Below are 19296 nucleotides of genomic sequence, written 5' to 3'. Positions count from 1 at the left end.
CAGGGGGGACCCTGTGGGAGAGTAGGACGCCGCCGAACAATCATTGTGGGAAAGCCCCGCACCTTATGGTGCGGGGCTTTTCTGCGTTCCGGGGCTGCTCGGTACGCTCATGAGCATGCGCTATGACTTGGTCATTTTCGACAACGATGGCGTCCTGGTGGACAGTGAACCGAGCGCCAATCGGATCCTGGCCGCCTACCTCACCGAACTGGGCCATCCGACGACCTATGAAGAGTCGTTGCGCGACTTCATGGGCGGTGCGATGCACCGCATTCACGAGGCGGTGCTGGAACGGTCGGGAAAGCGGCTGCCGGTCGGGTTCGACGAGACCTTTGAGGCGCGGGTCTTCGAGGAATTCCGCAGACGGTTGGAGCCCGTGGTGGGTGTGGTCGAGGTGCTGGACAAACTGGCCGCCGACGGGGTGCCGTATTGCGTCGGGTCGTCGGGGAGCCATGAGCGCATCCGGGTCGCCTTGACGGAGACAGGGCTGTTCGAGCGCTTTGCCGAGGGACGGGCCGGTGGCGTCGGCCGGCGGCCGGCGCGGCGCCTCTTCTCCTCGCAGGATGTGGGGCGGGGGAAGCCGACGCCGGATCTCTTTCTGCATGCGGCGCGGGAGATGGGTGTGGCACCGGAGCGGTGTGCGGTGGTCGAGGACAGCCCGTTGGGGGTGCAGGCCGCAGTTGCCGCGGGGATGGACGTGTACGGCTTCACGGCGATGACGCCGGCGGCAAAGCTGACGGAGGCAGGGGCCACTGCGCTGTTCGCCCATATGGCGGAGCTGCCTGCGCTGGTGCAGTAGAGCAGGAGAGGTGCCGTCGGTCGGGCAGGTGCCGGGAATCGGCGGAGAGATCCATCTACCCAGCGGTAGTGGGGAGTCCTAGGCTGAGCGGCCATGACGGTCCCTCGGGTACCAGGAGCGCAGCTACGGCACGGCCGGGTCTCGCTCGCCCTCAGCTTCTTCGTGCAGGGGGCGGTCTTTGCCCTCCTCGTGACCCGCATACCCGCGATCCAGGAACGCTACGGGATCTCGGACGGACTGCTGCCGGCCTTCCTCGCGGCGGTTCCGGTCCTCGCGGGGGTCGGCAGCTTCGCTACCGAGCAGGTGGTGAAGCGGGTGCGGGCCGGCCGGGTCCTGAGGTGCGTGCAGCCCGTGGTGTGTCTGGCGCTGCTGGCGGTCGGGTCGGTGGGGTCGATGGCGCAGGCCGCCGTGGCGCTGGCGGTCTTCGGGTTGTCCGTGGGGGCCCTGGACGCCTCGATGAACATGCTCGGGGTGAGTCTGCAGCGGGCGTACGGGCGGAGCATCATGCTCGGGTTCCATGCGGCGTACAGCCTGGGCGGCATTGTGGGCGCCTCGCTGGCGTGGGCGGGTGCGCACTGGAAGCTGTCGCTTGCGCTGCTGTACGGGCCGGTGGTGGCGGTCCTGGTGCCGCTGGCGCTGATCGTGGGCCGTTGGTTCATGGACCGGGACCGCCGGGATCCGGTGGAGGGCGAGGCGGGGGCCGCGGGGGCCGTTGCGCCCCTCGCGATGCGGGTGTTGTTGCCGCTGTGTCTGGTGATGGCGTTTGCCTATATCGGGGACTCGACCGTCTCCAATTGGAGCGCCAAGTATTTGCAGGACGTCCTGGGGAGCTCGGAGCAGCTCGCCACCGTCCCGTACAACGTCTATATGGCCACCACGCTGCTCGGGCGGGCGGTCGGGGATCTGGGCGTGCGGCGGTTCGGGGCGGTCGCGGTGGTGCGGACCGGGACGGTGGTCGCGGCGGGCGGTTTCGCGGTGGTGGCGGCGGCTCCGGGGGCCTGGGCCGGAATGGCGGGGTTCACGCTGCTGGGGTTCGGGCTGTGTGTGATCGTGCCCCAGACGTTCGCGGCGGCGGGGCGGTACGCCGGTGAGCACCACGGTCCCGGGGCCTCGGACATGGCCGTCGCGCGGCTGAATATTTTCAACTATGTGGGCTTTTTGATCGGCTCTCCGCTGGTCGGGGCGCTCGGTGATTCCTGGAGCTACCGGGGGGCGATGCTCGTACCGATGGCTCTGGTGCTGGTGACGTTGGTGTATGCCCGATCGTTCGGGGCGCCGAAGGCCCGATACGGTGACGGATATGAGCGGCCGCGCACAGCTGATGTGGGATGAGGCAGTAACGGGCTACGACTTCGGGTCCGGGCATCCGATGGACCCGGTCCGGCTCGCGCTGACCATGCGTTTGGTGGAGGCGTACGAGCTTGACCGCGGGCCGCTGGAGGTGGTCGCGGCCAAGCCTGCCGGGGACTCCACCCTGCGGCTGGTGCATCGCGCGGACTACATCGGAGCGGTCCGCAGAGCCTCGGCGGATCCCGCTGCCGCGGATCTCTCGTACGGGCTGGGGACGGCGGACGATCCGGCGTTCGTGGGGATGCACGAGGCGTCCGCGCTGATCGCCGGTCAGTCGGTGGGTGCGGCGGAGGCCGTCTGGCGCGGCGATGCCGCGCATGCGGTGAACTTCGCCGGCGGGCTGCACCATGCGATGCCGGGCGGGGCGGCCGGATTCTGTATCTACAACGACGCGTCGCTGGCGGTCGCCCGGCTGCTGGAGCTGGGTGCCGAGCGGGTCGCGTACGTCGATGTGGATGTGCACCACGGCGACGGGGTGCAGGCGGCCTTCTGGGAGGACCCGCGGGTACTGACGATCTCGCTGCATGAGCATCCGCGGACGCTCTTCCCGCAGACCGGCTGGCCGGAGGAGACCGGCGGTGAGGGCGCGGAGGGCAGCGCGGTGAACGTGGCGCTGCCGGCCGGGACCGGGGACGAGGGGTGGCTGCGGGCCTTTCATGCGGTGGTGCCGGAGCTGCTGGGAGCTTTCCGGCCACAGGTGATCGTGACGCAGCACGGTGCGGACACCCACTTCGAGGATCCGCTGGCGCACCTTGCGGTGAGCCTGGACGCTCAGCGTGCGGTGGCGGAGGCCTGCCACGACCTGGCGCACCAGCACGCGGACGGCCGCTGGGTCGCGCTCGGGGGAGGCGGCTATGCGGTGGTGGACGTGGTGCCGCGCAGCTGGACGCATCTGGCCGCGATCGCGGGGGGCCGGCCCATCGAGCCGACCTCCATGGTTCCGGAGGCGTGGCGGCACGAAGTGTTCCGCAGGACGCGGCAGTTGGCGCCGCTGCGGATGACGGATGGCCGTACGCCGCAGTGGCGGGATTTCATCGACGACGGCTATGACCCGGCCGACCGGCTGGACCAGGCGGTGCTGGCCACCCGCCGGGCGGTGTTCCCGGCGCATGGGCTGCTTCCGTAGGTCTTTGTAGGGGCGGGGTCCCGCAGCCGCCCTTGTCGCGCAGCCTCCCGTGCCGCGCCGTTGCGGGCTCCGGGGAGCGGGGCGGGGTGCCGTACAGCCGTGCCGTGTCTCCGCGGTGGTGCCCGTCGCCCCGCTGCCCCGTCCCCGTACGGCCGTACCCGGCACCGTGCCCCCAAAGGTGTGACTACCCGTCGGTCGGGGCAGCCGTGGGCCGACCAACCGGACAGTATGGGGCACGTGTTGGGCACCGGGGCGCTGCGGGCGCACCTGATCGAGGCGCGGCTCGCGGGGACGATCGCGACCATGCGGGAGAAGAGTCTGGCGCGCTACCGGCTCTTCGCGGCGCGCGATCCCCGGGCGCTGCTGGGGCTGGATCCCGAAGGAGGCTGGCCGGTCGACGAAGTACTGCGACTGATGGGGCGGAAGTGCGGGGTTTCGGTCGATCTCGCACATATTTCCGGCCGGGATGAGATCGATCCCGACCGCACCCTCGCGGCGCTGGACCGGTTCGCCGAACGGGTCGGAGAAGCGGCCGGCCGCCGGGCGCCGGTGCTGATCGGTACCGGCCATCCGCACCGGTTGGTGGGGTTCTACGCCGCCCTCGCAGACGCTCTCTCGTCGGCGGGCTGCCCCGTTCTCACCCCGGCGTATGGCGCCCGTGTCGACATAGCGACCCGGTTCGGCGTACGTACCTGCACACTCGACTACGTACGGGGAGTCGCGGTGATGCGAGAAACCGGCGTGCGGGGCGCGCCCGGGACGGGGGGCGTACACACCCATTCACCGCTCCCGGTGCGGACCGCTCTGGCGGCCGTGGGGGACTGTACAGGGCCGCTGCCGGCCCTGGTGATCGGGGACCACGGATGGGTCTGCGGGGCAGGTCAGCTGGGTGTCGAGGCGATCGGGCTGGCGGATGCGGACGATCCTGCGCTGTTCGTCGGCGAGGCCGAGGGGCGGGTGTCGGTGGCGGTGCCGCTCGACGATGGCGTGCCGAGTGCGCACTACCAGCCCCTGGCGCGCTATGTGCTCAATCGTGCATATCTGTCCCGATAGAGGGCTGTTCGCTGCTCCTCTTCCCCACTCGCATCACCCGCCCCTAATCTGGGGAGTGAGCGCATAGCGACGAAGAGTCACCGGAGGGGAAGCCGGTGACCGTCTTATGCGGAAGGTGCAGGTGTGGCATGGCTGCAGACCAGAGGCCTCTGAACGAGGTCGTGTTCCTGACAGTGGCGGAGGTCGCCACGGTGATGCGGGTGTCGAAGATGACCGTGTACCGCTTGGTGCACAGTGGCCATCTGCCCGCGATTCGGGTGGGGAGGTCTTTCCGGGTTCCGGAGCAAGCGGTTCACGACTATCTCCGGGAGTCCTTTGTGGGGGTGGAATCGGCCTGACGAGACCTCGCCGACCCTCGGATTACGCCGTTCGCCCGTCGCCGGGTAGGCTGGCCCGATGTAGGTAGTGTGGGCTCGGACGCCCCGCACCGAGTGATTCGAAGTAAGCGAGGGTAGTCGTGGGCTCTGTTATCAAGAAGCGGCGCAAGCGGATGGCGAAGAAGAAGCACCGCAAGCTGCTCAAGCGCACCCGTGTTCAGCGTCGTAACAAGAAGTAAGCGACGCTGATCGCGAATTCGCAGCCCCCATCGCCTTGGTGCGATCGGGGGCTGCGGTGCGTTGTGGGCCGTATGGACGGTGGTCGGACGGAAATGTGGCCACGGGCATCCTGCGGACATCACCGCGCAACACCTACCCGATAGCGTGGCCTGCACAGCTCGGCCACGGCGGTCGCGGCGGTAAGGAAGGGCTGATCTTGGGCAAGGTCGTGCTCGTCACGGGAGTCGCACGGCAGCTGGGCGGCCGGTACGTCCGCCGTATCCAGCGCGATCCCGACGTCGACCGGGTGATCGGGGTCGACGCCGTGGCACCGGAACACCATCTGGGCGGCGCCGAATTCCTCAAGGCAGATATCCGGCATCCGGCCATTGCCAGGGTCCTGGCCGAGACGGGCGTCGACACGGTCGTCCATATGGATATCAACGGCACGCCGTTGAGCAAGCGCGGTGGCCGCGCCTCGGTGAAGGAAACCAACGTCATCGGGACGATGCAGCTGCTCGGCGCCTGCCAGAAGGCCCCGAATGTGCAGCGCCTGGTGATCAAGTCCAGCACCAGCGTCTATGGCTCCGCGCCCCGCGACCCCGCCGTCTTCACCGAGACCACCACGCCGAAGTCGCTGCCCAGTGGCGGCTTCGCCAAGGACGTCGTCGAGGTCGAGGGGTATGTCCGCGGCTTCGCCCGGCGCCGGCCCGATGTGGCGGTGTGCGTGCTGCGCTTCGCCAACATCCTCGGGCCGTGTGCGGATTCCCCGCTCGCCGAGTACTTCTCGCTGCCCGTGCTGCCCACCGTCCTCGGCTATGACCCGCGGCTGCAGTTCGTCCACGAGGGCGACGCCATCGAGGTGCTGCGGATCGCCGCCGCCGCGCCGCGCCGCGGCACGCTCAACAGCGGCACCTTCAATATCGCCGGGGACGGCGTACTGCTGCTGTCGCAGACCTCCCGGCGGCTGGGGCGGCCCACCGTGCCGCTCCTGCTGCCGACCGTGACCTGGGCCGGTACGGCGCTGCGGTCCATCGGCATCTCGGACTTCTCGCCGGAACAGATCCGGCTGCTCACGCACGGCAGGGTCGTGGAAACGACACAGATGCGCGAGACACTGGGGTTCCATCCGAAGTACACGACGGCGGAGACCTTCGCGGAATTCGCCCGCAGCCGTGGACCCGGGCTCCTGCCGCCCGAGTCCCTCGCCCGCACCGTCGACCGGCTCGCCGACGCGCTGCCGGCCCGCGGCGGCCCGACCCAGTGAGGAGTTCACCCACGATGGCGGACGCCAAGGTCATCCCCTTCGGCGAGGAGCCCCGGGCTCGCAGGAAGGCCCGGAGGGCCGGGCGCACGGGGCGCGGTACGGCGCTGGCACCCGTACCCGAGGCACGGACCGAGCACCCTCCGGCGGTGCCGCCGCGGGCGAACCCCGGGCGGTCCCTGGACGAGCGGATCGCGGGCGGGCTGGCCTTTCTGCGCCGGCGGATCACCGGCGACTACGAGGTCGACGACTTCGGGTACGACGAGGAGCTGACCGACCAGGTCCTGATGTCGCTGCTGCGGCCCTTCTACGAGAAGTACTTCCGGGTCGAGGTGAAGGGTGTCGAGAACATCCCCTCCGACGGCGGGGCACTGATCGTGGCCAATCACTCCGGGACGCTGCCGCTGGACGGTCTGATGCTGCAGGTCGGGGTGCACGACAACCACCCGGCGCAGCGTCATCTGCGGCTGTTGGCGGCCGATTTGGTGTTCGTCCTGCCGGTGATAAACGAGCTGGCGCGCAAGGCCGGGCACACCCTCGCCTGTGCGGAGGACGCCCAGCGGCTGCTGGAGCGCGGCGAGATCGTCGGGGTGATGCCGGAGGGCTTCAAGGGCATCGGCAAGCCCTTCGCGGACCGGTACAAGCTGCAGCGGTTCGGGCGTGGCGGCTTTGTCTCGACGGCGCTGAAGGCCGGGGCGCCGATCGTGCCGTGCTCGATCGTGGGCGCGGAGGAGATCTACCCGATGATCGGGAACGCCAAGACGCTGGCGCGGGTGCTGGGGCTGCCGTATTTCCCCCTCACGCCGACCTTCCCCTGGCTGGGGCCGCTGGGAGGGATGCCGCTGCCGACGAAGTGGACGATCCAGTTCGGCGAGCCGATCCCCACGTCCGGCTATCCGCCGGAGGCGGCGGACGATCCGATGCTGATGTTCAACCTGACCGATCAGGTGCGGGAGACGATTCAGCACACCCTGTACAAGCTGCTGGTGCAGCGACGCTCGGTGTTCTTCTGAGGGAAGGACCGGAAGAACACCGAGCGCCGGAGGAACTGCTTCGCTGCTTCGCTACTTCGGGAGGTCCTCGCCGTCGATGCCCAGGCCGGGAAGCAGCCCCGGGATCAGCGGCGGGAGGGTGACGTCGGGCTGGCCGCCGGTGTCCCGGCCGCGGTGGTGGCCGCGGTCGTGCGGAGACGCGCTGCCGCTCTTGGACGGCGGGTCGAGCAGGCCGCCCGTATTGCCGCCGAGCAGGCCGTCCTCCTGGGACGGTGAGGCCGACGGGCGGGGGGCGTGCGAGCCACCGGCGTGTTTGCCGGGGGCGGACCTGCTGCCGGACGGGGCCGGGTGCCCGTCGGATCGGGAGCCGGTGCCCGCGGAGGCGGGCGTGTTGCGGTGGCGGCCACGGCTGTCCGGGGTGGGCGGCAGCAGCGGGCGGAGCGGACCGACCTCTTTGTCTATGGCGTCGAAGACCGAACTGACCTTGTCCCGGACGTCCATGAGCTGCACCGGGAGCCTGTCGCGCAACTGCGACCAGGTGCGGCGGTGGGACTTGGTGAAGGAGTTCAGCGCCTGGATGGGGTCGAGCGAGCCGTCGCGTTCATACGCCTGGTGCAGCAGGCGGTGGCCCTCGCCCGCATCGTGGGTGACGCCGGCGAGCGCCTTGCGGACCTCGCCGAGCGCTTCGTGGTCGAGGTCGGCGACCCGGGCGCGCTCCATCAGGCGGCGCGCCTCCATCATGCGGATGGCGGCCTGGTCGAGGTAGAGCCGGCCGCGGTCGGAGTCGTCGTCGGCCATGCCGAGCTTCAGGTCCTCCATGCCGCGCTTGAGGCCGTAGAGGGAGTCGCCGGGCAGGGCGTCGGAGCTGGCCGCGGCGACGCCGGTGAATGCCCCGGCGGCGACGCCGACCGTCAGCCCGCCGGCCGCCAGTCCCTTGGTGAGGCGGGAGCGCGGACGCAGCCTGCCGATGGATTTCGTGGCGCGGTGCGCGCCACGGTGTTCGCGCTGCTCGGGCACCCTGGCACCGTCGGACGGAGCGCCTTCGGCGAAGGCGGCCTCCATCGCGGCGATGAGCTGGGCGCGCTGGACAGTCTTGACCTCGGCTGCCATCTCCGGCCTCGGGAGTTTCCCGAGGCCGTCGGCGACCGCCAACAGCCGTGCTTCGCCCGGCGCTTGGGCCGGACCTTCGACCTGGTCCTCGGTCGCCGTGCCCTCGAGGACCTGCTCCTCAAGGGTCTGGGCGAAGGCGTTGGCCCGCCGGTGCACCGAGACATTCGCGATCACGGGCGGCACCTCCTCTCGTCATCCCGCTCGACTCCCCGGACTGGCTTTGACTGTCCAGACGGACCGGACGGTTGCAAGCCGTTGTCCGCGCCACTCGATCGAGTGAGAGGCAGCGGGCAAGGCATGACCGCATGGAGCCTGCATCCCGCACAACGAGCGGCGCGGCACTCGGGTTACGCACTCACGATGATCTGACCGACCGGGTAAGGAAGGTCACCAAGAGTGAGCAGATACGGCATGGGACCGGTCATCGAAATCTGCGGACAGGGGGCGGGTCAGCGGGCGTCTTCGGGGAGCAGCCGCGCCAGGGTGCGCACGGCGCGGTACTGGAGGGTCTTGATCGCGCCCTCGTTCTTGCCCATGACGCGGGCGGTCTCGGCGACCGAGAGGCCCTGCAGGAAGCGCAGCGTGACGCACTCCTGCTGTTGGGGGTTGAGCTTGCGTACCGCCTCCAGCAGGGCGGCGTTGGAGAGGGATTCGAGGACCGAGTCCTCGGGGCTGCGCTCGACCTCGTTGGCGTCGAGCATCTCTCCGGTGGTGACTTCCAGGCGGAAGCGGGAGGACTTGAAGTGGTCGGCGACGAGGTTGCGGGCGATGGTCACGAGCCAGGCGCCGAAGTCGCGGCCCTGCCAGGTGAAGGTGCCGATGCGGCGCAGGGCGCGCAGAAAGGTCTCGCTGGTGAGGTCCTCGGCCGTGGCGCGGCCGCCCACGCGGTAGTAGATGTACCGGTAGACGGTGTCGGCGTACTGGTCGTAGAGGCGGCCGAAGGCGTCGGCCTCGCCCGCCTGGGCTCGTTCGACGAGGTCCATCATGCGACGGCTGTCGCTGTCGGCCGGGCGACGGGCGGTGGTCGTGCCGGTGCCGGAGCGGCGGGTTCTGCCGGCGGCCTTGCCGACCGCAGCACTCCCGTCGGCCAGGGCGTAGCAGGGTCCGGCAGCGGGGACGGCTGAGGCGAATGCGGGGACGGCGTACGCGGTGGGGACAAAACTGCGCAGGTGGTCGACGAGTGTCGTACGCAGCGTAGCCAGGCCCGAGGCGTCAACCCCGACGTGTGGGTACACGGGACTCCCAGAGGCAGAGCTTCCATCACGTGCAGTGCGGGACCGTTCACTCGTCGTAGGGACGTGTGGGTTCCGGATTGCGTCTGAGGAGAATAACGCTTCGTACAGGCAGCGCTACACCCAGTTGCTCAAATCATCGATTAGTTACGGTCCGTGCCGGGTTGGTGGCAGATCAAGTATCGAATACTGAGCAACTTTTGATCGGAAGGAAACGCAATCTGCCTGGTTGGAGGGCGTGTTGTGGTTAACCGGCAGCAAGGTGACTGAGGGGACGGCGGAGGGGGTAGGAAGCTGGGATGGTCCGCCGTCCCTTAGGGCGATCAGGCCTGGTCAGCGGCGTCGGCGCTGCAGCGCGACCGCTGCCGCGGCACCGCCCGCCAGGGCGCCCACGCCGGCCGCCGCGGGGATGCCGATCTTGGCGGCTTTGCGTCCGGTCCGGTAGTCGCGCAGGCGCCACCCCTGTTCCCGGGCGTGCTTGCGCAGCCGGCTGTCAGGGTTGATCGCATAGGGGTGCCCGACGAGCGAGAGCATCGGGATGTCGTTGGCGGAGTCGCTGTAGGCCGCGCAGTGCGAGAGGTCCAGGCCCTCCGCGGAGGCCAGGGCGCGGACGGCCTCGGCCTTGGCCGGGCCGTGCAGCGGCTCGCCGACCAGTTTGCCCGTGTAGACCCCGCCGACGGATTCGGCGACGGTGCCCAGTGCGCCGGTCAGCCCGAGCCGGCGGGCGATGATCGTGGCCGTCTCGACCGGGGCCGCGGTCACCAGCCATACCTTCTGACCTGCGTCGAGGTGGGCCTGGGCGAGGGCGCGGGTGCCGGGCCAGACCCGCTCGGCCATGTACTCGTCGTAGATCTCCTCGCCGATGGACATCAATTCGGCGACGCGGTGGCCCTGGACGATGGACAGCGCGCTGTTGCGGACGTCCGCCATGTGCTCGGGGTTCTCCGAGCCGGCCAGCCGGAAGTAGATCTGCTGCCAGGCGAAGCGGGCCAGATCGCGCTTGTGGAAGAAGTGCCGCTTGTACAGGCCGCGGCCGAAGTGGAACAGCGCGGCGCCCTGCATGACGGTGTTGTCCAGGTCGAAGAAGGCGGCGGCGGCCGTGTCCCCGACGACCGGGAAATCGGGCTCCGCCGGGGTCTCGGTCTCCTCGGCGGGCGGCGCTTCCTGGGAGGACTTGCGGGCGGCCTCGGCGGCGGCCTCGCCGGCCAGCACGCTGCGGGCCGTGGCGGGCCGTCTGCGGCGGGTGAGCCAGCCCAGGGAGAAGAGTGCCCCGGTGGGGCTCCAGCGGGGGCGGTGAGCGGGCGACGGGCGGGCCATGGCGCTAGCGTAGCCAGTTTGTTCGGTGCAGCCGGTTACGGGCGCGTGTCAGGAGGGCCTGGAGAGGGGGAAGTGTGCATTACGGCCACCTCTGCGGGGCCTTAGGGGGCGGGCGAACACTTCCCGTAAGGGGAGGAGGAGCCCCCTGCGGGCCACAACGTGGTGCGGGGAGGGGGTATTCCGGGGGCGGGGCTCCGGCGTGGCGCGGGGGAGGGGGTGTTCCCCGGGCGGGCTCCGACGTGACGCGGGGAGGAGGCATTCCGGGGGCCGGCTCCGACGTGGCGCGGGGAGGGGTATTCGGGGGGCCGGCTCCGACGTGGCGCGGGGAGGGGGAATTCCCGGGGCGGGCTCCGGCGTGGTGGGGGAGGGGTATTCCGGGGGCCGGCTCCGGCGTGGTGGGGAGGAGAGGGGGCCGGGGGTGGGGTGGTGGTTCGGGGTCAGGCGCCCAGGGCTGTACGCAGCCGCTTCGGGTCGACCCGCCAGAAGTCGTGCTGGGCGCCGTCGACGAGGATGACCGGAATCTGCTCCCAGTACTTGCGGTGCAGCTCGGCGTCCTCGGTGATGTCCTTCTTCTCCCAGGACGCGCCGGTCTCCGCGCACACCTTCTCGATCACGGCCTGGGCGTCGTCGCAGAGGTGGCAGCCCGGCTTGCCGACGAGGGTGACCATCCGGTCGGCGGGGTTCTTGCGGGGGCTGCGGCTGAACGAGCTGAACAAGGGGGCCATGGAGTCATTGTGCCGGGTGGGGGTGGCGGACGGGCGGGTCGTACCGGCCGGGCCTGGGGCGTACCGCCGGGCCGGGGGGTGGGGGGGGGCTGTGGCAGTCGGGGCCGGGTTCTTACCGCTGGGCGGGCGTGCCGTACGGGGCGGGCCCGCCGGTTGCCCGACCCCGGTTGCCCGGCCCCGGTTGCCCGGCCCCGGTCGCCGGGGCCCGGGATCGAGGTGCGCCCCCGGCCGTCCGGGTCGATTACCATCGATGGGCGATTTGTAGGTTTCCGGGGGTATAGCGGTGAGGAGTGAGGGCGCGTGCTCCCGTGGGTGCTGCCGTGTTTCACGGGTGGCGCGAGTGAACGGTGTGACGTGGGAGTTGGTTCCGGGGCGGCTTGTAATAGGCGCGTGACCCCGGTCACTTTGGGCGGACAAACCGGACACCATCTTTGTGCACGCGTTCACAAAGACATAGCCTGCAGAAGACAGGGCGGTCGGGTTCCATGCGGTCGCCCGCAGCCCCGCTCTACCCGCAGGAGCACCGTGGCAACTGGCCGAACTCACCGACCGGCGACCCGCAGCCGAGGCATTCCCGAGGCCACCGTCGCCCGGCTTCCGCTGTATCTGCGTGCGCTGACCGCGCTCTCCGAGCGCTCGGTCCCCACGGTCTCCTCCGAGGAACTCGCGGCCGCGGCCGGGGTCAACTCCGCCAAGCTGCGCAAGGACTTCTCCTACCTCGGCTCCTACGGGACCCGCGGCGTCGGCTACGACGTGGAGTACCTCGTCTACCAGATCTCGCGCGAGCTGGGGCTGACGCAGGATTGGCCGGTTGTGATCGTCGGTATCGGTAACCTCGGCGCCGCGCTCGCCAACTACGGCGGCTTCGCCTCCCGTGGCTTCCGGGTCGCCGCGCTGATCGACGCCGATCCGGCCATGGCCGGCAAGCCCGTCGCGGGTATCGGGGTCCAGCACACGGACGAGCTGGAGCACATCATCGAGAGCAACGGCGTGTCGATCGGTGTCATCGCCACGCCGGCCGGGGCCGCCCAGCAGGTCTGTGACCGGCTGGTCGCCGCCGGCGTCACCTCGATCCTCAACTTCGCGCCGACCGTGCTGACCGTCCCCGACGGGGTGGACGTGCGCAAGGTCGACCTGTCGATAGAGCTGCAGATCCTCGCCTTCCACGAGCAGCGCAAGGCCGGCGAGGAGGCCGGGCCCGAGAGCGGCCCCCCGGCCACCGCCGCCCGTGCCGCTGCCGCCGTGGCCGGCGACCGCAAGGGACCTGACGGGGACATGCCCGCCGTGATGCCGGCATGACTCTCCTGGTCGTCGGACTGAGCCACCGCAGCGCGCCGGTGAGCGTGCTGGAGCGGGCCGCGCTCGCCCCCGAGGCGCGCGGCAAGCTGCTGCAGGACACGGTGTCGGCCGAGCCGGTCACCGAGTCCGCGGTGCTCTCCACCTGCAACCGCATCGAGCTCTACGCCGACGTGGACAAGTTCCACGCCGGGGTCGCCGAGCTCTCCACCCTCCTGGCCCGCCACAGCGGCGCCGGCCTGGAGGAGCTCACCCCTTATCTCTACGTCCACTACGAGGACCGCGCCGTCCACCACCTCTTCTCGGTGGCCTGCGGCCTGGACTCGATGGTCGTCGGCGAGGGCCAGATCCTCGGGCAGATCAAGGACGCGCTGGCCGTCGCCCAGGAGCTGCACACCGCGGGCCGGCTGCTGAACGACCTGTTCCAGCAGGCCCTGCGGGTCGGCAAGCGCGCCCACAGCGAGACCGGTATCGACAAGGCAGGACAGTCGCTGGTCACCTTCGGGCTGGAGCAGCTCGCGGGCGGCCAGGACGTCGAGACCTGGGCGCGCGGCAAGCGGGCGCTGGTCATCGGCGCCGGATCGATGTCGTCGCTGGCCGCCACCACCCTCGTACGGGCCGGTGTCGGGGAGCTGGCGGTCGCCAACCGCACCGTCGAGCGCGCCGAGCGGCTCGTGCAGATCCTCACCGAGCCGGGCGGGCCCGGCGCCGCGCACGGGCTCGCCGCCCGCGCGGCCGCCATGACCTCCGTCCCGGACGAGCTGGCGCTCGCCGACATCGTGGTCTCCTGTACCGGCGCGACCGGCCTGGTCCTGGCCGGCGAGATGGTCGCGGCCGCGCGCGAGGGGAACACGGCGCCGCTGGCGCTGCTCGACCTCGCGATGCCGCGGGACATAGATGCCGCGGTCCACCGGATCGAGGGCGCGCATCTCGTCGACATCGAGTCGCTGGCCGACGCGTCCGCGGACGCGCCGATGGCGGCCGACGTGGACAAGGTGCGCGGCATCGTCTCCGACGAGGTGGCCGCGTTCGGCGCCGCCCAGCGGGCCGCGCACATCACCCCCACCGTGGTCGCCCTGCGCACCATGGCGGCGGACGTCGTCGCCGGTGAGATCGCCCGGCTCGACGGCCGCCTCCCCGACCTGGACGACAAGCAGCGCGCCGAGATCACCCAGACCGTGCGCCGCGTCGTCGACAAACTCCTGCACGCGCCCACCGTCCGGGTCAAGCAGCTGGCCAGCGAGCCCGGCGGCGCCGGGTACGCGGACGCCCTGCGGGAACTCTTCGACCTCGACCCCCAGACGGTCGCCGCCGTCAGCCGGGCCGACACGCGCGCCGACAGGCACGATGCACGGGAGCGGGCATGACCGACAGCACTACGAGAGCACTGCGGCTGGGCACGCGGCGCAGCAAGCTCGCCATGGCCCAGTCCGGGCAGATCGCCGAGGCGGTCCGCGAGCTGACGGGCCGGCCCGTCGAGCTGGTGGAGATCACCACCTACGGCGACACCTCCCGGGAGCACCTCGCGCAGATCGGCGGCACCGGCGTCTTCGTCTCCGCACTGCGTGACGCGCTGCTCGCCGGGGAGATCGACTTCGCCGTCCACTCCCTCAAGGACCTGCCCACCACGCAGCCCGAGACCCTCACCCTGGCCGCGATACCCGTACGGGAAGACCCCCGGGACGCGCTGATCGCCAGGGACGGGCTCACCTTCGAGCAGCTGACCGCCGACGAGGACCGGGTGGCCCGTATCGGCACCGGCTCGCCCCGGCGGATGGCGCAGCTCAACGCCTGGGCCAGGTCGCTGGGCCGGCGTGTGGAGACCGTGCCGATACGCGGGAACATAGACACCCGCATCGGCTTCGTCGAGAAGGGGGAACTGGACGCGGTCGTACTGGCCGCCGCCGGACTCACCCGGATCGGCCGGATCGACGAGGCGACGCAGCTGCTGTCGCCCGACATGGTTTTGCCCGCCCCCGGCCAGGGGGCACTGGCGATCGAGTGCGCTGCGGTCAACGTGGATCTCATCGCCCTGCTCACCGAGCTCGACGACCCGGAAACCCGGGCCGCCGTGACCGCCGAGCGTTCCCTGCTCGCCGCCCTGGAGGCCGGCTGCTCCGCACCCGTCGGAGCGCTGGCCGACCTTTCCCCAAGCTCTCGACTTCGTTCGAGCAGGGGAGGCCCCAAGGCTGACGAGCAGGTTGTCACCGAATTGCAGCTGCGTGGTGTCGTCGGCACGACCGACGGCAGCACGCTGGTGCAACTGTCCACCACCGGGCACGTACCCGCCTCTCCCGACGACGTGTCGACCCCGCTGAACATGGGTCGTGAACTCGCCGCCGAGATGCTCGCAAAGGGTGCGGCCGGTCTTATGGGGGAGCGAGCACTTTGAACCCCACCGCCCCAAACCACTCCGCCTCCGGTCAGGTCACCTTCTTGGGTGCCGGGCCGGGTGACCCGGGTCTGCTGACGCTGCGTGCCGTGGAGGCGCTGGCCTCCGCGGACGTACTCATTGCCGACCCGCAGGTGCTGGACGTCGTGCGCGTGCATGCCCGCGCACAAGTGGACACACCACTACAGGCATCAGCTGACGAGGCGTCAATCCCCGTCACCCCCAACGGCGTTTCCACCCTTCGGGACACTGCCAATCTTGTCATGGCGGCCGCCCGTGCGGGCAAGCGGGTCGTACGTGCCGTCACCGGGGACCCCGGTCTCGACGGCGATGTCGCCGAGGAGATGCTGGCGTGCGCCGCCGAGGGCATTGTCTTCGAGGTGGTGCCCGGTATCGCCGCGGCCGTCGGCGTGCCCGCGTACGCCGGTGTTCCGTTGCGCGATGCCGAGGGCACCGACGTGCGCTTCATCGACGCCCGCAGCGCCGACGCGCGCTGCTGGTCCGAAGTGGGTGCCAGTGACGCCACCGCCGTCGTCTCCACCACCCTCGACTCGGTGGCCGCGGCCGCCGGTGAGCTGGTGTCCGGGGGCCGCAAGCCGGACACCCCGATGACCGTCACCGTCGCCGGCACCACCACCCGCCAGCGCACCTGGACCGCCACCCTCGGGTCGGTCGCCCAGGTCCTCAAGGCCGCCAAGGTGCTGCCCTCGGCGGATGGCGGCCAGCCGGTCATAGCCGTGGTCGGTGAGCGCAGCTCCGCAGCCCAGCGCGACCGTCTGTCGTGGTTCGAGTCCAAGCCGCTCTTCGGCTGGCGGGTGCTCGTGCCGCGGACGAAGGAGCAGGCCGCTTCGCTCTCCGACCAGCTCGTCTCGTACGGCGCGGTGCCGCACGAGGTCCCGACCATCGCCGTCGAGCCGCCGCGCACCCCGCAGCAGATGGAGCGCGCGGTCAAGGGCTTGGTCACCGGCCGCTACGAGTGGATCGCCTTCACCTCGGTCAACGCCGTCAAGGCCGTCCGGGAGAAGTTCGAGGAGTACGGCCTGGACGCCCGCGCCTTCGCCGGGATCAAGGTCGCCGCGGTCGGCGAGCAGACCGCCAAGGCGCTGGTCGCCTTCGGTGTGAAGCCCGACCTGGTGCCGAGCGGGGAGCAGTCGGCCGCCGGTCTGCTGGAGGACTGGCCGCCCTACGACGCGGTCTTCGACCCGATCGACCGGGTCTTCCTGCCGCGCGCCGACATCGCCACGGAGACTCTCGTGGCCGGGCTCATCGAGCTGGGCTGGGAGGTCGACGATGTCACCGCGTACCGGACCGTGCGCGCGTCGCCGCCGCCGGCCGAGACGCGGGAAGCCATCAAGGGCGGCGGGTTCGACGCCGTGCTCTTCACGTCGTCGAGCACCGTGCGGAACCTGGTCGGTATCGCGGGCAAGCCGCACAACGTGACGGTCATTGCCTGTATCGGCCCGGCCACCGCCAAGACCGCCGAGGAGCACGGCCTGCGGGTGGACGTCATGTCGCCCGAGCCGTCGGTGCACAAGCTGGCCGAGGCGCTCGCGGACTTCGGGGCGGCGCGGCGCGATGCCGCGGTCGGGGCCGGGGACCCGGTCACCCGGCCGAGCGAGCGGCGGCCCGGGTCGCGGCGGCGGGCTCGTAGCTGAGCGGAGCGGCAGTAGAACGGCTTTGAAGGGCGCCTCTCTCTGGGGCGCCCTTCTGCGTTACTGCTGTTCGGTGGCGTACGGCAGGAAGTCGGCCCAGGGCGCAGTCGGGGCCCTCGTCTGTGCTGTAGCTGCTCTTGATGCTGAGGGCTGAGGGCTGAGGGCTGAGGGCTGAACCGGAGCCCGGGATGGCGGGACCCGGTGGGCCGGGCGGCGGTGTGGCGGGCGGTCAAGAGCTAAGAACCCTGGGAGAGAACCCTCCAAACCAACCAAACCCCGCGTACGTCACTCGTGGGGGTGAATCAGCTCAACTCGGCTGGCGCGCGGGCGACTTGGGTGGGCAGGCTCGGGCCTGACCACCGCAGACATGCGACGGCCCCCGCCGGGACGGCAATCCCAGTGCGAGGGCCTGACCACCAGAGGAAGAACAGACCTTCCCGATGGCTGAACAGAAGCCTAGCGCCGCCGTGCGCCCGTATAACCGCGTTCGGCGAAGTGCCACCCATAGTGGGGTGACGCATATCCGGCAGTACCAGCCGGACCGGTACACGATCATCGGCAATCACCTCGCGCAGCACCGCGAACTCTCCCTGACCGCGATCGGGGTGGGCACCCACATCCTGTCGCTGCCCGAGGGCGCCTCCGTCGATATCCGCACCCTCGCCGCCCGCTTTCCCGAGGGGCGCGACCGGATCGCCTTCGCGCTGCGGGAGCTGGAGGCCCACGGCTATGTCGAGCGGGTACGGGAGCGTACGGCTGACGGCCGGGTGATCACCCGTACCTACGCCCACAATGCTCCCGGGGCCACCGGGGCCACCGGGGCATCTGCCGCCGCAGCCCCGGAGGAGGGGGACGACGCTCCGACGTCACCTGCCCCGGCCGCGCCGGCCGCCCTGCCCGCGCCGCAGGCCCCGGCCCCCGCCGCAGAGGCGCCCCGCGGCGAGCACCACGCCGCGGCTCCTGTCCTGCTCGCGGCGCTGCGCCGGACCGATGACCGGCTCACGCTGTCCCAGCGGGACGTACGCCGCCTCGCCCCCGCCGTCGCCGCGTGGTTCGAGAACGGTGCCACCGCCGCGGCCGTTCACCGGACCCTGACCGCGGACCTCCCGTGCGACCTGAAGAACCCGGCCGGGTTGCTCGACCACCGTCTCCGGGAGCTGTTGCCGCCGCCGCTTCCGGCGGGCCCCGAAGCCCCATCGGGTTCAGGAGCGGGCGATCGTCGTCGGCCCTCGCCGCCCGACCCGTTCCAGACCTGCGACGGCTGCGACCGCGCCTTCCGCGCCCGGGAGCCGGGGCGGTGCCGCGACTGCCGGTCCGGGCCGGCAAGAGCCGGTGGCGCCGTCGCGGCCTAGGTGTCTTGCCGAGGGGGCCGGGGACGCGGCTGCGGGGTGGTTGTCGACGCGCGCGAGGCGGGACGGCCCGGCGCTCCGCTACGTCAGCGAGTCGACGGCCGCGGAGGTCGCCTCCGCGATCAACTTGTTGACAGGTTTCGCGTCCTTCTCGGTGCGGTTCGTGAGGATCGCTACGACGAGGGGCGCGGCGTGGGGGCGCCAGACCACTGCGATGTCGTCCCGGCCGCCGTAGTTGCTGCCCATTCCGGTCTTGTCGCCGACCGTCCAGCCCTTGGGTACGCCGGCCCTGATGAGCTCGTCGCCGGTGGTGTTGGTCCGCAGCCACTTGGTGAGCTGGGCGCGTTCCCCTTTGCCGAGGACATCCCCGAGCACGAAGGTGCGCAGGTTCTTGGCGAAGGCCCGCGGGGTGGTCGTGTCGCGTGTCGAGCCCGGCTCCCACGTGCTCAGGTCCGGCTCGTAGCGCTCCATGTGCGTGTCGTGGTCGCCGATGTCCTTGAGTGCGGCGTTCAGCGCCTTGGGGCCGCCGAGTTCCTTGAGGAGCAGGTTGGCTGCGGTGTTGTCGCTGTAGCGGACGGCGGCGTCGCACACTTCGCGCAGGGTCATCCCCGACGTGACGTGCTTCTCGGTCACGGGAGAGTTGTCGACCAGGTCCTTCTTGCTGTACTTGATCACCTTGTCCATCCCGCTCAGGGAGCGCTTGCGCAGCACGGTGCCGGCCGCGAAGGCCTTGAACGTGGAGTTGTAGGCGAACCGCTCGTTGTCGCGGTAGGTCACCGCGCGTCCGGTGCCGGTGTCGACGGCGTAGACGCCGAGGCGGGCGTCGTACTGGCGCTCCAGCTTCTGCAGGGCGTGGACGTAGGGCTTCTTCGCCGCGGAAGCGGAAGCGGAAGCAGTCGCAGACGAGGGCGACTGGGCCTGGGCACCGCCCTCGCCGCAGGCGGTGAGCGGAATGAGGGTGAGGGCGACGAGCGCACTGAGAGCACAGCGGGTGGCACGGGTGTGCCGCATGGTCTGAACCTCCGGTCCTGCCCCGGCGCGCACCGCACGGGCATGCGCACAGCACGGGGAATGGCCGGCCGGGCTCCCTCCGGGAGCCGGCC

At 70.8% G+C, this 19296-nt stretch carries 18 protein-coding genes; 13 read left to right on the top strand and 5 right to left on the bottom strand.

The features are described 5' to 3' along the window. Positions 1–115: 115 nt before the first annotated feature. From ACF088_RS40175 to ACF088_RS40140, 8 genes are all read left to right on the top strand, one after another. Positions 116–799 (top strand): HAD family hydrolase, encoded by a 684-nt coding sequence (locus ACF088_RS40175; RefSeq protein ID WP_392380939.1) that lies wholly within the window; start codon positions 116–118, stop codon positions 797–799. Positions 800–892: 93 nt separating this feature from the next. After that, the gene (locus tag ACF088_RS40170; RefSeq protein ID WP_392380938.1) at positions 893–2131 is read left to right on the top strand and encodes an MFS transporter; all 1239 of its coding nucleotides are present in this window, start codon (positions 893–895) and stop codon (positions 2129–2131) included. Continuing rightward, complete coding sequence (locus ACF088_RS40165) at positions 2100–3275, top strand: acetoin utilization protein AcuC (RefSeq protein WP_392380937.1); 1176 nt, start codon at positions 2100–2102, stop codon at positions 3273–3275. Before ACF088_RS40170 ends, ACF088_RS40165 begins: the two co-directional genes overlap by 32 nt. Positions 3276–3512: 237 nt before the next feature. Further along, positions 3513–4328 carry a phosphatase gene (locus ACF088_RS40160; RefSeq protein ID WP_392380936.1) on the top strand — a complete coding sequence of 272 codons (816 nt, stop codon included), beginning with the start codon at positions 3513–3515 and terminating at the stop codon, positions 4326–4328. A gap of 128 nt (positions 4329–4456) precedes the next feature. Then, positions 4457–4666, top strand: coding sequence for a helix-turn-helix domain-containing protein (locus ACF088_RS40155; protein ID WP_006604741.1), 210 nt, complete (start codon positions 4457–4459; stop codon positions 4664–4666). A gap of 119 nt (positions 4667–4785) precedes the next feature. Further along, positions 4786–4884: a 30S ribosomal protein bS22 gene (locus tag ACF088_RS40150; RefSeq protein ID WP_003948845.1), complete on the top strand. Its 99-nt coding sequence runs from the start codon at positions 4786–4788 to the stop codon at positions 4882–4884. A 197-nt stretch (positions 4885–5081) separates the two neighbouring features. After that, a complete protein-coding gene (locus tag ACF088_RS40145; RefSeq protein WP_392380943.1) occupies positions 5082–6131 on the top strand; it encodes an NAD-dependent epimerase/dehydratase family protein in 1050 nt (349 codons plus the stop codon). Positions 6132–6145: 14 nt separating this feature from the next. Next, positions 6146–7141, top strand: a complete 996-nt coding sequence (locus tag ACF088_RS40140) for a lysophospholipid acyltransferase family protein (RefSeq protein WP_392380935.1) — start codon at positions 6146–6148, stop codon at positions 7139–7141. A 51-nt stretch (positions 7142–7192) separates the two neighbouring features. Here the strand turns inward: ACF088_RS40140 and ACF088_RS40135 are convergent, their stop codons facing one another. The 4 genes from ACF088_RS40135 to ACF088_RS40120 all read right to left on the bottom strand — a co-directional run bounded on the left by ACF088_RS40135 (position 7193) and on the right by ACF088_RS40120 (position 11504). Then, the gene (locus ACF088_RS40135; RefSeq protein ID WP_392380934.1) at positions 7193–8404 is read right to left on the bottom strand and encodes a DUF5667 domain-containing protein; all 1212 of its coding nucleotides are present in this window, start codon (positions 8402–8404) and stop codon (positions 7193–7195) included. A 275-nt stretch (positions 8405–8679) separates the two neighbouring features. Further along, positions 8680–9465 (bottom strand): ECF subfamily RNA polymerase sigma factor, BldN family, encoded by a 786-nt coding sequence (locus ACF088_RS40130; protein WP_088798525.1) that lies wholly within the window; start codon positions 9463–9465, stop codon positions 8680–8682. Positions 9466–9795: 330 nt separating this feature from the next. Further along, positions 9796–10779 carry an HAD family phosphatase gene (locus ACF088_RS40125; RefSeq protein WP_129295616.1) on the bottom strand — a complete coding sequence of 328 codons (984 nt, stop codon included), beginning with the start codon at positions 10777–10779 and terminating at the stop codon, positions 9796–9798. A 437-nt stretch (positions 10780–11216) separates the two neighbouring features. Further along, positions 11217–11504, bottom strand: coding sequence for a glutaredoxin family protein (locus tag ACF088_RS40120; protein ID WP_350251742.1), 288 nt, complete (start codon positions 11502–11504; stop codon positions 11217–11219). A gap of 525 nt (positions 11505–12029) precedes the next feature. Between ACF088_RS40120 and ACF088_RS40115 the strand changes: the two genes are divergently transcribed. The 5 genes from ACF088_RS40115 to ACF088_RS40095 all read left to right on the top strand — a co-directional run bounded on the left by ACF088_RS40115 (position 12030) and on the right by ACF088_RS40095 (position 18196). Next, entirely contained in the window at positions 12030–12803 is a 774-nt protein-coding gene (locus ACF088_RS40115; protein WP_392380933.1) for a redox-sensing transcriptional repressor Rex, read from the top strand. Next, a complete protein-coding gene (locus ACF088_RS40110; RefSeq protein WP_392380932.1) occupies positions 12800–14167 on the top strand; it encodes a glutamyl-tRNA reductase in 1368 nt (455 codons plus the stop codon). Before ACF088_RS40115 ends, ACF088_RS40110 begins: the two co-directional genes overlap by 4 nt. Further along, positions 14164–15192, top strand: a complete 1029-nt coding sequence (gene hemC / locus ACF088_RS40105) for a hydroxymethylbilane synthase (protein WP_392380931.1) — start codon at positions 14164–14166, stop codon at positions 15190–15192. The genes ACF088_RS40110 and hemC overlap by 4 nt, the downstream gene beginning before the upstream one ends. Beyond that, on the top strand, positions 15189–16847 hold the full coding sequence (locus tag ACF088_RS40100; RefSeq protein ID WP_392380930.1) for a uroporphyrinogen-III synthase: 1659 nt from the start codon (positions 15189–15191) through the stop codon (positions 16845–16847). Before hemC ends, ACF088_RS40100 begins: the two co-directional genes overlap by 4 nt. Before the next feature lie 437 nt (positions 16848–17284). Beyond that, positions 17285–18196, top strand: a complete 912-nt coding sequence (locus ACF088_RS40095; RefSeq protein WP_392380929.1) for a helix-turn-helix domain-containing protein — start codon at positions 17285–17287, stop codon at positions 18194–18196. 78 nt (positions 18197–18274) lie between these two features. Here ACF088_RS40095 and bla read toward each other — a convergent pair whose 3' ends face one another. Beyond that, the gene (gene bla, locus ACF088_RS40090; protein WP_392380928.1) at positions 18275–19204 is read right to left on the bottom strand and encodes a class A beta-lactamase; all 930 of its coding nucleotides are present in this window, start codon (positions 19202–19204) and stop codon (positions 18275–18277) included. Positions 19205–19296: the final 92 nt, after the last annotated feature.

Origin of the sequence: Streptomyces sp. NPDC015125, from assembly GCF_043080045.1 — a bacterium.
GTDB lineage: Bacteria > Actinomycetota > Actinomycetes > Streptomycetales > Streptomycetaceae > Streptomyces.
This window is presented reverse-complemented; position numbering and strand designations above follow the sequence as displayed.